General features: G+C 61.0%; 13 protein-coding genes. 3 read left to right on the top strand and 10 right to left on the bottom strand.

What is annotated here, in order from left to right; all coding sequences use genetic code 11:
* Window positions 1-172: 172 nt before the first annotated feature.
* The 4 genes from BV034_RS30880 to BV034_RS30865 all read right to left on the bottom strand — a co-directional run bounded on the left by BV034_RS30880 (window position 173) and on the right by BV034_RS30865 (window position 3,260).
* Window positions 173-1,354 carry a PQQ-dependent sugar dehydrogenase gene (locus tag BV034_RS30880; protein ID WP_050030793.1) on the bottom strand — a complete coding sequence of 394 codons (1,182 nt, stop codon included), beginning with the start codon at window positions 1,352-1,354 and terminating at the stop codon, window positions 173-175.
* A 41-nt stretch (window positions 1,355-1,395) separates the two neighbouring features.
* Window positions 1,396-2,298, bottom strand: a complete 903-nt coding sequence (locus tag BV034_RS30875) for a TIM barrel protein (protein ID WP_050030792.1) — start codon at window positions 2,296-2,298, stop codon at window positions 1,396-1,398.
* A gap of 114 nt (window positions 2,299-2,412) precedes the next feature.
* Window positions 2,413-2,655 carry a hypothetical protein gene (locus tag BV034_RS30870; protein WP_050030791.1) on the bottom strand — a complete coding sequence of 81 codons (243 nt, stop codon included), beginning with the start codon at window positions 2,653-2,655 and terminating at the stop codon, window positions 2,413-2,415.
* Between the two features lie 116 nt (window positions 2,656-2,771).
* Window positions 2,772-3,260 (bottom strand): hypothetical protein, encoded by a 489-nt coding sequence (locus BV034_RS30865; RefSeq protein WP_050030790.1) that lies wholly within the window; start codon window positions 3,258-3,260, stop codon window positions 2,772-2,774.
* Window positions 3,261-3,361: 101 nt separating this feature from the next.
* Here BV034_RS30865 and BV034_RS30860 point away from each other — a divergent pair, with 101 nt between their 5' ends.
* Window positions 3,362-5,182: an SMP-30/gluconolactonase/LRE family protein gene (locus BV034_RS30860; protein ID WP_081888251.1), complete on the top strand. Its 1,821-nt coding sequence runs from the start codon at window positions 3,362-3,364 to the stop codon at window positions 5,180-5,182.
* An 18-nt stretch (window positions 5,183-5,200) separates the two neighbouring features.
* Window positions 5,201-5,959 (top strand): TSUP family transporter, encoded by a 759-nt coding sequence (locus BV034_RS30855; protein ID WP_050030788.1) that lies wholly within the window; start codon window positions 5,201-5,203, stop codon window positions 5,957-5,959.
* Between the two features lie 16 nt (window positions 5,960-5,975).
* Here BV034_RS30855 and BV034_RS30850 read toward each other — a convergent pair whose 3' ends face one another.
* From BV034_RS30850 to BV034_RS30830, 5 genes are all read right to left on the bottom strand, one after another.
* Window positions 5,976-6,365 (bottom strand): hypothetical protein, encoded by a 390-nt coding sequence (locus BV034_RS30850; protein ID WP_050030787.1) that lies wholly within the window; start codon window positions 6,363-6,365, stop codon window positions 5,976-5,978.
* Window positions 6,366-6,585: 220 nt separating this feature from the next.
* Window positions 6,586-7,464, bottom strand: a complete 879-nt coding sequence (locus BV034_RS30845) for a hypothetical protein (protein WP_050030786.1) — start codon at window positions 7,462-7,464, stop codon at window positions 6,586-6,588.
* A 36-nt stretch (window positions 7,465-7,500) separates the two neighbouring features.
* A complete protein-coding gene (locus BV034_RS30840; protein WP_050030814.1) occupies window positions 7,501-7,947 on the bottom strand; it encodes a pyridoxamine 5'-phosphate oxidase family protein in 447 nt (148 codons plus the stop codon).
* Window positions 7,948-8,095: 148 nt separating this feature from the next.
* Window positions 8,096-8,395, bottom strand: coding sequence for an EF-hand domain-containing protein (locus BV034_RS30835; RefSeq protein WP_050030785.1), 300 nt, complete (start codon window positions 8,393-8,395; stop codon window positions 8,096-8,098).
* Window positions 8,396-8,548: 153 nt separating this feature from the next.
* The gene (locus BV034_RS30830) at window positions 8,549-8,920 is read right to left on the bottom strand and encodes an EF-hand domain-containing protein (RefSeq protein ID WP_050030784.1); all 372 of its coding nucleotides are present in this window, start codon (window positions 8,918-8,920) and stop codon (window positions 8,549-8,551) included.
* A 155-nt stretch (window positions 8,921-9,075) separates the two neighbouring features.
* Between BV034_RS30830 and BV034_RS30825 the strand changes: the two genes are divergently transcribed.
* Window positions 9,076-10,320 (top strand): serpin family protein, encoded by a 1,245-nt coding sequence (locus BV034_RS30825; RefSeq protein ID WP_081888250.1) that lies wholly within the window; start codon window positions 9,076-9,078, stop codon window positions 10,318-10,320.
* A gap of 91 nt (window positions 10,321-10,411) precedes the next feature.
* Here the strand turns inward: BV034_RS30825 and BV034_RS30820 are convergent, their stop codons facing one another.
* Window positions 10,412-12,001 carry a PhoH family protein gene (locus BV034_RS30820; RefSeq protein WP_265593661.1) on the bottom strand — a complete coding sequence of 530 codons (1,590 nt, stop codon included), beginning with the start codon at window positions 11,999-12,001 and terminating at the stop codon, window positions 10,412-10,414.
* Between the last annotated feature and the right edge of the window lie 71 nt (window positions 12,002-12,072).

Genomic DNA, 12,072 nt, shown 5'->3' with positions numbered 1-12,072 from the left:
CGAAAGCGGCGCTTCACGCCGCACTCCACAGCGGCTGCGCCGCCAGGTGTTGGAACTGGTTCAATTGTTTGGAGATCGTTCATCTTCCGTCCCTCCGCCCCCCAAAAACTAAAAAAGAGGCGGTGCGCCGCACCGCCTCTTCAAAAACGCACTACTTTTTCTCCACCAGTAGCTACTCCTCCACCCGGAGGAGCTTGCCGTTCCAGTCCAGGACGAGGATCTCCTTGTTCAGGTCTTCGCAGAAGGCGCTGGGTTTCATCAAACCCTGGCCCTTGGGGTTGAGCGGGGCCTGGAAGATCAGCTCATTGCTGATGACCTTCTTGCCGGCCTTGTCATACTTCAGCGCCCAGATTTTGCCGAAGGCCCAGTCGCCATAGATGTAGGCGCCTTTCAACTTGGGCAGCTTCTCCCCACGGTAGATGAAACCGCCGGTGATGCTGATGCCGTCGGAGTGCGGGTACTCATGGATGGGTTCGATGAATTTGGCATCGGCGGGCGGGGCATCGGTGCGGATGGGGAAGGGGCGGGCGCCTTCGCGGAAGCTCCAGCCGTAGTTGCCGCCTTTTTCGATGAGGTTGATCTCCTCCCAGATGTCCTGGCCGACATCGGCGCACCAGAGGGTGCCGTCCGCGTCAAAGCTCAGGCCCCAGGGATTGCGCAGACCGAGGGCGTAGATTTCCGGGCGGGTGCCGTTGACGTTCGGGAACGGGTTGTCGGCGGGCAGGCCGTACTGACGGCTGCCCTGCTTGGTGTTCACGTCGATGCGCAGGATCTTGCCCAGGAGTGAAAAGGGGTTCTGTGCGGTGCGGGTCACGTCATCGCGTTTCCCGCCGTCGCCAAAGGCAATATAGAGGTAGCCATCGGGTCCGAAGAGCAGGTTCCCGGAATTGTGGTTCCAGAAGGGCTGGGGAACGTCCAGAAGGATGCGCTCAGTCTTCAGGTCGGCCTGGTTGGGATCGCTTTCGGACACCTGGAACTCGCTGACGATGCTGCGCTTGGGGTCCTGCTGGGAGTAGTACACGTAGAACTTGCGGTTCTTGGCGAACTCCGGGTGAAACGCGAGTCCTAGCAGTCCTTCCTCGAACTTGCCGTCCTTGGCCTCCATGGCGCGGCTGGTGAAGTCCAGGAAGACCTTGGCGTCGGCGGAGGACTCGTCCTTGGGCAGCACCAGGATCTTGCCGCGCTGCTGCAGCAGGAAGAGGCGGTTGGAGCCGTCAGGCGGAATGATCGCGCTGGTGGGCAGCTCGGTGACCACGTTGGGGTACGCGGGCTTCAGGGTGTAGGCGCTGGCATCAACGGCCAACAGGCCCACGGCGAGGGCAGACAGAAGGGTGGGTTTGAGACGTGGTTTCATGAAATAATGAACTGAAGGGAAATTCGGTGGAAGTGGGCGCTTCAGGCCACGTCGCACAGGGTGACGGCCTCACGGAGCCCCACCATCGGATCCTTGGTGGGGATGAACTCGTGGCCTACGTAACCCGTGTAGCCGACCTCGAGCAGCTTCCGCATGGCAGGCGGATAGTTGATCTCCTGATCGGCACCGATTTCACAGCGGCCGGGATTTCCGGCGGTGTGGATATGGCCGATGATGTCCTTGCAGGACTCCAGCCGGCGGAGGATGTCGCCGTGCATGATCTGCACGTGATAGATATCGAAGAGGAGCTTCATGTTGGGCGAGTCCACACCGCGCACGATCTCCGCGCAGTAGTCGATGTTGTCGCCCTGATAGCCGGGGTGGCCTTTCATCTCCGCGGAATCACGGGTGTTGAGGTGCTCGAGCAGGAGCACGACGCCCTTCTTCTCCGCGTGACCGATGATCTTCTTGTAGGCCTCGATGCAGTTCTTCTTTCCCTGCTCCAGGCTCACCACGCCACCGCCCTGGGCCGTGGTGTCGGCAAATCCCGTGAAGCTCAGCACGTTGGGGTTGCCATATTCGGCGCACTGGTTGATGCGCTCTTCAATGACCTTGAGGTTGGCGTCCCAGAAGGCGGGCTGGTTCATGCCTTTGACAAAACCATGGGCACCGACGTAGGCGCACTTCAGGTCGTTGGCCTTGAGCAGGTCCCAATGCTGGGGGGCGAGGCCTTCCACGCTCACGCAGCCCAGTTCCTTGGCGGCCTTGATGGTGTCCTCCACCTTCCACTTGGATCCTCGTTCAAAGCACCAGTGCACGATGCTTTGTTTGATCTTGGCGTGTTTGAGCGGGGTCTCCGCGGCAGCCGGGGAGGGTTTGGGGGCGAGGGCGGCCAGGCCGGAACCGGCAGCCATCCAGCGGAGAGCGGAGCGACGTGAGGGCATGCAGTGAGAAAGAGAAAAAGGTGCGGGCCATTCTAAACGTGTCAGCCCGGCGGCCTCAATCTTTTCTCTTTTTTTGCGCAGGGCATTCTGCGACTGCAGGGGAGGAGCCAGGGGCTACTTCGCGCTCTTTTCCGCGATTTCCTTGAGGTATTTGGCGGAATCCTTCTCGAAGTTTTTCAGGCAGCCCTTGCAACAGAGCTTCACTTCCTGCCCGTCTTTCACAAACGAATAGGGCTTGCCCATGGTGCCGAGGCCCTCACCGGAGACGGGGCAGGTATTGAGCTTGTAGGGCTTGGGGTCTGCTCCGAAGGCGGAGAGGGTGGTCAGGGCGAGGACGAGAAGAAGGGAGAATTTCATCGTGCGGAAATACGGTTGAAACAGCGCAGGGGATGAACTGGAACGTGCCCAGTACTGGGAACTGTGCAGCAATTTCCGCGCCGTGGCAGAGACTGTACCCTTCCTGAAGGTGGATCTCAGGGCGCCTCCCGAACGGGGAGGCTCCATGTGGTAAGCGCGTAGGGGGTGGGGGGCTCCAGCCGGTTCCAGCTGACCGTCACAGCCTGCGGACCCAGCCTCAGATCAGCGTCTCTGCGAGGCACGGAGGCTGGCCGGTTCATCAGGAGGGCGCCGCTCCGGTCGCAGGGGCGCACTTCGCGGTCAATCAGAGTCAGGCGGGTGGGCGTGGCATCTGCGATCAAAAGGGTGCGGCCTGGCACGAGCTGGCTCTCCACCCAGCTCTGTACCATGGGCAGGCCGCCTTCTGTGTAGAGACGGTCCAGCGTTTGATGAAACTCCTCCTGCGTACCCAGATCCAGTGGGGGAAGGTCCGAAGGGGGGATCAGAGCGGCTGTATCCGCAGGTTGATCGCCCCATGGAATGTACCGTTGGACCATGCTCACGGCGACCACCACCATCATGAGGCCGCCAAACAGGAACACCACCGTGCTGAAAAATTTTGGCATGATCTGATTGGAGGCGGCCTCTGGTTACTAAGTTGCTGGGGAATTGGACACAGGAGCGCTCAAATTGTTGGAGGGAAAGCGGGGATGCGCCATGCTGCGGCATGCGCCTCCCACTTTTCACTGCTGTCATGCTGGCCACTGCCATGCCCGGTTTGCGCGGAGCGGATGACTACAAACCGGGACCGGATTCCCAGCCGCAAGCCGGGGTGGCCAAGGGAGAGCTGATCAAAGACGTCTTTGACAATTCGCAAGTGTACCCGGGTACCAGCAGGGAGGTAACGATCTACATCCCCGCAGGACTGGATCGCTCCAAGCCAGCACCCATCATGGTGTTTCAGGACGGCATCATTTACCAGGCACCAGCGGTTTTTGACAATCTCATTGCCCGCAAGGAGATCCCGCCGCTGATTGGCATTTTCATCAAGCCCGGCGTGCTGGCTGCTGTCAGTGACAACGCATTGCCGCGGTTCAATCGCAGTTTTGAATATGACAGCGTCACGGATGACTACTCGCGCTTCCTGCTGACCGAGCTTCTTCCCGCCCTGCAGGTCAAGCATGGGCTCCACTTCAGCGAGGATCCTGGGGCGCGAGCCATCGCGGGCAGCAGCAGCGGTGGCATCTGCGCCTTTATGGTGGCGTGGCACCGGCCAGACCAGTTTCAACGGGTGTTCACGAATGTGGGAACCTACGTGGGCATTCACGGTGCAGACAAGCTCCCGGTCCTGGTGCGGAAGGTGGAGCCCAAGCCCCTGCGTCTCTTCCTCCAGAGCGGAGTGAATGACAATAATCTGTACTGCGGAGACTGGTGGATGGCCAACCAGATGATGGAGCGCTCCTTCACCTGGGCGGGGTACGACGTGAAGCATGAATGGGGCGATGGCGGGCACAATCAGAAGCACGCCACGGCCATTTTTCCTGACGTGCTGCGATGGCTCTGGAAGGGCTATCCCAATGAACTGGTCACGGCCAATCCGCGCAAGGATTCCAAATGGCGCGGCTACGAAGTGTTTCCACAGGACAGCCAGTGGGAGGAGGTCTCCCTGCCGGGTGAGTTCTGGGGAGGCGCGCAACTGGCCGCCAACGTGGCGGGCGAACTCTTTGTGAGTGGTCGCAAGGTGGAGGTGCCCGGGGATGCACCGCCACACTATGAAGAGGGGCTGTGGAAAGTGGATGTGACCGGTACTGCAGCGCCGTTTGCAGCCAGTTGCAAAGAGATCAAGGGCCTCGCTGTGGATCCCCAGGGCAGGCTGCGGGTGGCGGCGTGGGAGCACGATGCCCTGCGCATTCTCGCTCTGGATGAGAAGGGGACGGAGACGGGCAAAGCGATTGAGGTGCCACCGGTGAAGGGCAATGACCGGCCCAATCCGCAGGACCTGTGCTTCTCCCATGCCGGGTGGTGTTATTTCAATGATGCCGACCAGTCGATGTTGTTCGCCGTCTCTCCCAAGGGGGAGGTGGAAACCCTGCAGATCCCTGCGGATCAGTTCAGCAAACCAGAGTCAGTCGTGCTGTCGCCAGATCAGACCCTCATCTACACCCCGGGTGAGTCCTATGAAGGGGCCGTGGCCAGTTTCCAGGCGGATGAGCGCCATCTCTTTGCGAACGGCCAGCGCTACTTCCGGCTGGAGCGCGACACCCGCCGCCCCATGGACAATGTGGGTGCGACGGGCAGCACTGTGGATGCGGAAGGGCGGCTCTACGTGGCCACTGCCTCAGGCATCCAGGTCTGCGATCAGGCGGGCCGTGTTAATTTCATCGTCCCCACGCCCATGGATCATGTGTCGGACGTGGCTTTTGCCGGCAAGGACCTCTCCACGTTTTATACTCTCAGTGAGGGACGTCTCTTCAAGCGCCAGACCAGGGTCCATGGCGTCGTCAGTGGCCAGCAGGCTCCCATCAAACCCGCCGCCCCCAAGCTCTAGGCCCAGGCGTCGCCGGTCATGCCGATCTACGTCTGGTTTCTGCTTTTCCTGGCCGGTTTGACCGGCGGGTTCATCGATTCCATCGCGGGCGGCGGCGGGCTCGTCACAGTGCCAGCGCTGCTGGCGGTGGGACTGCCGCCTCAAGTGGCCTTGGGCACCAACAAGCTCCAGTCCTCGTTCGGCACATTGATCGCCGTGGTGCGGTATGCCCGCGCCGGTCTTCTGGGCACCCCCTGGCTCTGGCTGGCGGTGGTGGCGGCGCTATTCTCCTCCATGGCCGGGGCCTGGGCGGTGAGCGCGCTGGACACGACTTTGCTCAAGAAGCTCATCCCGTGGCTTCTGGCGGCCGTGGCGGTGTACACCATGCTGAACCGGAAGTTCGGGCTCACTGCCGGTGAACAGCGGGTTGCTCCCGTGGTGTTCGCCTTGCTGGCAGGTGCGGCACTTGGCTTCTATGACGGCTTTTTTGGTCCCGGCGCCGGCTCATTCTGGACCGTGGCTGTGGTGACCTTGCTCGGGCTCGATCTCAGGACGGCCACGGGCTATACGAAGACGGCCAATCTGGCCAGCAACGTCGGGGCCCTGGGGATCTTCCTCATGCACGACGCGGTGCACTTTGGGGCGGGCGGGGCCATGATCGCCGGACAGCTGGTCGGGGCTCGCCTGGGATCTGGATTGGTGGTGAAGAAAGGGGCGCAGTTCATCCGGCCCGTGTTCCTGACCGTGGTCGCGGCGCTGACGGCCAAGTTGTTCTGGGATCTGGTGGTGGATGGGTGAGAGCCAACTGAATTTTTCAACGAGTGGGTTGTTGCAGGTGCACTTCGTTGTCGATTTTCAATGATACCTTGGCTTGCTTACTGGCAAGCTCTGCCCAAACCTGTCCCGACTCCTTGATTAGCGTCTGGGTGTTTTGGTCGTATCTGAGATCGGTAATGACGGAGACTTCGGGGCTCGCGAGCAACTCGGCCTGACGAACATGCACGGCAGTCAGTCGAAGCACATCTGGCGAGGGGGCGTGAACACTCAAAACGATGGTGGACTGAGCCTGGCTGTCATCTGCTTCGAGGACATAACATCCGGCAAGCGATGATGGTGTGGTTTGTGCCGAATCGGCTCTGACGGACGCGGTGAAGGGGCCAGCCAATATGGCAAGGAGGACAATTAGAAAGTGGTGTTTCAACATGGGTGAGGTTGGTGGCATTGCTCGCGGGAGAGTGAAATCTTTTTAACCGCAGAGGCACAGAGGACACAGAGACTGAAACTGAGATTTAGACAGAATTAGGTTCAGCTTCCCGTGAGGCGTGTGTTCAACAAGATCCTCGACTTGAATCCCAATTCTGTTAATTCCGTCAATTCTGTCTAAAAATCATTCCTCTGTGTTCTCTGTGCCTCTGTGGTTAAACTCAATCGTTGCCTCTGCCTCCGTCGGCAAAATCCTTCTGATACCGCTGCAACAGCGACGCCCCTTCATCGTGCGCATTGGGGGCGACATAGATTTTTCCTAGAATCGCCTTCGTTTCGCCGGGCTTCACCTCGCCGAGGCGGAAGTCGCTGTGCAGGCACCGGGCGACGCCCTGGAACAACTCTTGATAGGGGCTGAAGGCAACGGCGAAGATCCACTGATCATCCTGGCTGAAACAGCCGATGAGGCCGTGGCTGGGCACCAGGGTGCTCAGGGGGCGTGGGTTCACATCGGTGCGGGGCACGTCCTTGGGGCACCAGACCTGGCCGGGAATATAACGCGCCTGGGTGGCCCAGGGATTGGTGGGCAGCCGGGTGAGTCGGCCATTGAGGAAGATGAAACTACGATCCAGCTTGATGTTCACCTCCCTGGGGTCGGCGGTCTCACCTCCGGCAAAGTCACCCAGGCGGATGCACGGCTGGGCCCAGTGGGCCTCGTTGAGGCGGGAGGTCGGGTTGTGAGCCTTGAGGTGGAAGGTGATTTCATCGTCCCCAGCCTGAATCTCATGATCCACCACCAGCCCGTCTTTCACCTGGCAGCGCAGCCGCAGGCTTTTGCCGTCTGGCGCGGCAGAGACGAGTTCCGTGGTGTGTCCCACGGTCGTGTGCGTCACCCAGTCTGCCGTGGTGGAGCTGGCGCGACAATAGGCTTCCAGGTAGTTGATGCGGATCTCCCCCTTGGGCAGGTGGTTGCCCTTGATGACGAGCCAGTGTCCTTCCCCCGCAAGGTGCAGGGTGGGCTTTGATGCGGGCATCGGATCCTGCGCGCAAATCGGCGCGGTGGCTGCGGTGAGCGTGGCGAGAAAGGTGCGACGGTCCATGGGTAAGGGGCGTGGGAGGGGAGGAAGGCGGATTTCTTACACCAGCGGCACCTCATGATAGTGCAGCGCCCATTCGCGCATGTACCGCACCTGGTGGGGCAGGATGCGGTAGATGATGAGGTCCGGATTGTCAGGCGTGCCCAGGTAGGCGCGCAGCAGGGCGTTCCCAGCCCAGATGCTCTCCAGCAGGCCGCGATCCGTGACCACTTCCGCCACCCCGGTGATGCGCACCTGATTGTGGTCAGTGTCTAAGTAGCAGAGTTCGACCTTCGGGTTTTGGGCGATTTCGCCGGTCTTGTGATAGCTCCGGAGGTTTGCAACGAAGACGGTGAACCCTTCCGTTTTGACTGGGGATACGGGACGCACCCGTGGCTGGTCACCATCCATGCTGGAGAGCATGGGAAATTTGGCCGTGCGCATGGTGGCCTGGGCCAGGGCGGGAAGTTCGGCCGGATCGATTGGTTTGACGGCGGGAGGAGGCATGAGTGAAGAAAAAACGGGTTGCGAGCCTCCATTTTGACAGAAGGTCCCGCATTTCTTCCAGCAAAACAAAAAGGCCGCCTCCACCCACGTGGAGACGGCCAAATTCAAAACGATCGGGTGGTCCCGTACGTTGGGAAGAGAGCTGGGCTTACTTGGCCTCTTTGGCTTCCTTCTTGGCGCCCACGGCCAGGAATTCTTCCTTGCTCACGTCGCCGCTCTTGTCTTTGTCTTTGCGCTCGAACTGCTTCTCAGCCTTGGCAGCGTCCGGAGCGCCCTTGGTGAACTCGTCCTTGGTCAGCTTGCCGTCGCCGTTGGCGTCTTTTTTGGTGAAGGCGGCTTCGGTCGGGCCCTTGGGCTTGTCACCTTCGGGCTTCTTGGCGGCTTCGTCAGCGGCAAAGGAAAGGGAAGCGGTGGCAAGGAGAGCGAAGAGAACTGCGGTGATTTTCATGACTATGTTACTCTGATTTGGTTATGCTTTGGGTTTCAGTGGCACGCCGCAGGCCTGGGCCTGGAGGTGCTTGCAGCTGAAACGAAGCGCCCCCGCCGTCATTGCACCTATTTTTCAGGAAAATGACAGTTGGGGGCGGAGGAGGGTGCCGGATCAGGGCTTCTTGTCGCCTTCAGGTTTCTTGTCACCTTCGGGCTTGGCGGGCTTTTTGCCTTCTTCACCGGGCTTGCCGGGGCGGCCTTCTGGGCGGGTGGCGAACTCTTCCTTGGAGAGCTTGCCGTCCTTGTCCTTGTCCTTGGCTTCGAAGCCTTTTTCGGCACGCTCAGGATTCTTCTGGGCGAAGGGGGCGGCTTTGAATTCGTCTTTGCTCAGGGAGCCGTCGCCGTTGGCGTCGAGCTTCTTGAAGGCTTCTTCGGGATTGCGCTTGGCACCGTCACCGCCGGGGGGCTTGGGCTTGTCGCCGTCAGCGGCAAGGGCGAGAGAGGCGCTGAGCGCCAGCGCGAAAAGGGTGAGCATCGTTTTCATGATCGGTATCTGAATGAGTATTGCTGATGTTATGGTTTGGCACGCACTCCAATTCGGATGGCATGGAGCACGAGGCTGGATGAACGTTGGCCGGGAGGCTTAGTTGCAGATTTTTTTCTTCTCTTCTTTTGAAGGGGACGGCATGATTTTGCTTCATGAAAGTGTGTTCACGCTGGTGGTTGGGATGGGTGGCTACAGGATTGTTGGGGGTGCTGGGCTCCATGTCATCGCAGGCGGAGACGCCCCGGGTGGGGGCCCAGGCATCGAATGTCCTGGCCTTCAAGCTGGCACCCGCATTGCAAACGATGCCGGATAACTATGTGATGTGTCCGTATGCCCTGCACCGCACCCTGTCCCTGGTGCTGGAGGGAGCGGAGGGGAAAACCCGTGAGGAAATGATCCAGTTGCTGGGTTGGGAGGGGGACGCCGCAGCCAGGGCTGCGGCCGTCAAGCGCCTCGGGGAGTCCCTGGGAAAATCGGCGGCGGATGGCAAAGTGATCATCGATTCCACGATGCACCTGCTGATACGCAAGGGCGTACAACTGGAGGATCCCTTTCTGGATGTGGCCCAGAACACCTATGGTGTACCCCCACTGGTGATCAAGAGCGACGACCCGGTCAGTGCGGTCGAAGGCATCAATGAGCTGATCCGGCGCGGGACCCGGGGACGCATCACGAATCTGGTGCCTCCTGGTGGGCTGGTGCGTGATACCAACGCACTCTCACTAGTGAGCACGCTGTATTTCAAGGGGCCCTGGGCAGACCGCTTTCCTGCGCAGGATACCGTGCAGCGGGCGTTCTGGGTGCCTTCCGTCCGAAGGGACAAGCAGGTCATGATGATGCGCAGGCAAGGCAGGCTGCGTCATGCCAAGATGGTGGCGCAGGGGTATGGCCTGCTGGAACTGCCCATGGGTGATCGGTCGCAGGACTACAGCATGCTCATCCTGTTGCCCGTGGCACAGGAGGGGCTGCCTGCTGTGGAGAAGGCGCTTACTCAAGCGGGGCTGGAAGAAGCAATTGGCAAGCTGGAGTCAACTCTGGTGACGGTGCACCTGCCCAGGTTCTCCTTTTCCCTGGGCGGGGAGTTCTCGATGCTGCTACGCGCCTTGGGGGCCGGAAGCATGATCACTCCAAAGGTCGCGGAACTGGGGCCGATGAGCCGGAGCCAGCCTCTGTACCTCAGTGGCCTCTATAAGGAGACCACGGTGGACGTCAATGAAGCTGGCGCAGAGGCGACGGCTGCCATCGTTGCTCCTGCAGATCCCTTCGCCAGCGGCGCGCCTCCGGAGGAGAGGGGGCCGATACCCGTGCTCTTCATCGCGAATCATCCCTTTCTGTTCTACATCCGCCACCGGCCCAGCGGGTTGATTCTGGTGATGGGACGTGTAGGCAACCCTTGATCAGGAGTTCGGTGAAATAACTTGAGGGAACAATGCCGGCCCGGGCATGGGACCCGGACCGGCATCAGTGTCTGAGAGCGGGAGTGATCTTCTAAAGCAGGCGTGCCCCGGCCTCCGCGAGCGGGCTGCGCTCGCCTTTGCCCAGTGGGACGTGGGCGGCGAAGGACTGGCCGCGCATGCGCTGGCGGGTGTACACCAGACCGTTGCTGCGGCTGTCCACATACGGGTTGTCGATCTGGGCGGGATCGCCGATGAGCACCAGCTTGCTGCCACGGGACATGCGGGTGACGACGGTCTTCGCCTCCAGCGGCGTGAGCTGCTGCGCTTCATCCAGGATGAAAAAGCGGTCTGGAATGCTGCGACCGCGGATGTAGCAGAGCGCTTCGATCTCGATCACGCCGGACTGCACCAGCGGATCGTACGGCGCGGCCGCACTGCCCGGTGTCATGCCTTGCAGGGGCGGGTTGGGGTTGCCGTGGCGGGAAGTCTTCTTTTTGCTGAAGCTGGGATTGGCGGCCGGGCGGGTCAGCAGATCCAGCGCATCGTACACTGGCTGGAGCCACGGGCGCATCTTCTCATGCAGGGAACCTGGCAGGAAGCCGATGCCCTGACCCATGGCCACGATGGGCCGGCTCACGGTGATGCCGGAGTAGGTGTTGCCCATCACCTGAGAGAGACCTGCGGCGCAGGCCAGCAGCGTCTTGCCCGTGCCTGCTTGTCCAAAGCACGTGACGAGGGAGATCTCCGGATTCATGAGCGCATCCAGCAGGCAGGCCTGGCCCAGGTTCATGGGCTTGATGGTGCGGCCCTGCAGGATCTTGAGCGACTCCGGGACGTGCAGCTTGATGAACGAGCCCGTGGCGCTAAACCGCGCGGGCATGGTGTTCTTCTCGCCGGCGGAGAGCAGGACGTACTCATTGACGGCCAGGGCGGGATAGCGGCGTGGCTCCAGCTCCAGGATGCTGCTGCTGGCGAACCGCTGCAACTCATGGGAGGTGACCTGCACGGTGACGAGCTCGGTTTGGGAAACTTCCCGGGCCTCCACCTTGTCATGCAGATAGTCCTCGCAGGGCATGCCCACGGCGCGTGCCTTGAGCTGCATGTTCAGGTCCTTGCTGACAAGGATCACCGGATGATCCGAGAGGTGACCGAGCCAGAGAGCGCATGCAAGAATGCGATGATCCGGCTTCTCCATGTCATGAAACACGCGTTCAAAGCGCTGCACCGGCTTTGACTGAAGGGCTTCCTTGAGGTCAAAGACCACCAGGCGCACCCGGCCGCCACCGGCGGTGGTGACACCCTGCATGACATCGGCACCCGGCTGTGAAAAGGCGCGGGAGAGGGCGCGATGCACCTCGCGTGCGTTGGCTCCTCGATCGCTGGGTTCGTTTTTGAACCGGTCCAGCTCACCCAGCACATCCACGGGGATGCACACCTCATTGTCCTCGAACCTTTGCAGGCAGGCCGGATCATGCAGAAGCACGTTGGTATCCAGCACAAAGGACTTCACCCGGGTGCTCTGGACGGAGCCGTTCCGCCCGTTGGCTCCTCGTTTCCTTCGCGTCCCTGTCCCCCCGCCTCCGTACTGGACGCCGCCCCCGTTGCCGTTTTCCCTCCCGTTGGTGATTTCCTCTTCGAGACTCAGCATCAGTTCGGGGGAAGGAGCGGCTTCGTGGAGCATATAGGGCGTTGTTTGGGGTGGTTGAGGTTCAGGGGCGGCGGACCGGTGCGGTCAGCCTGACCATGGGGGGA

The sequence above is a fragment of the Verrucomicrobium sp. BvORR034 genome (assembly GCF_000739635.1).
Taxonomy (GTDB): domain Bacteria; phylum Verrucomicrobiota; class Verrucomicrobiia; order Verrucomicrobiales; family Verrucomicrobiaceae; genus Verrucomicrobium.
The sequence above is the reverse complement of the archived record's forward strand: the minus strand, read 5'-3'. Positions and strand labels throughout refer to the sequence as shown.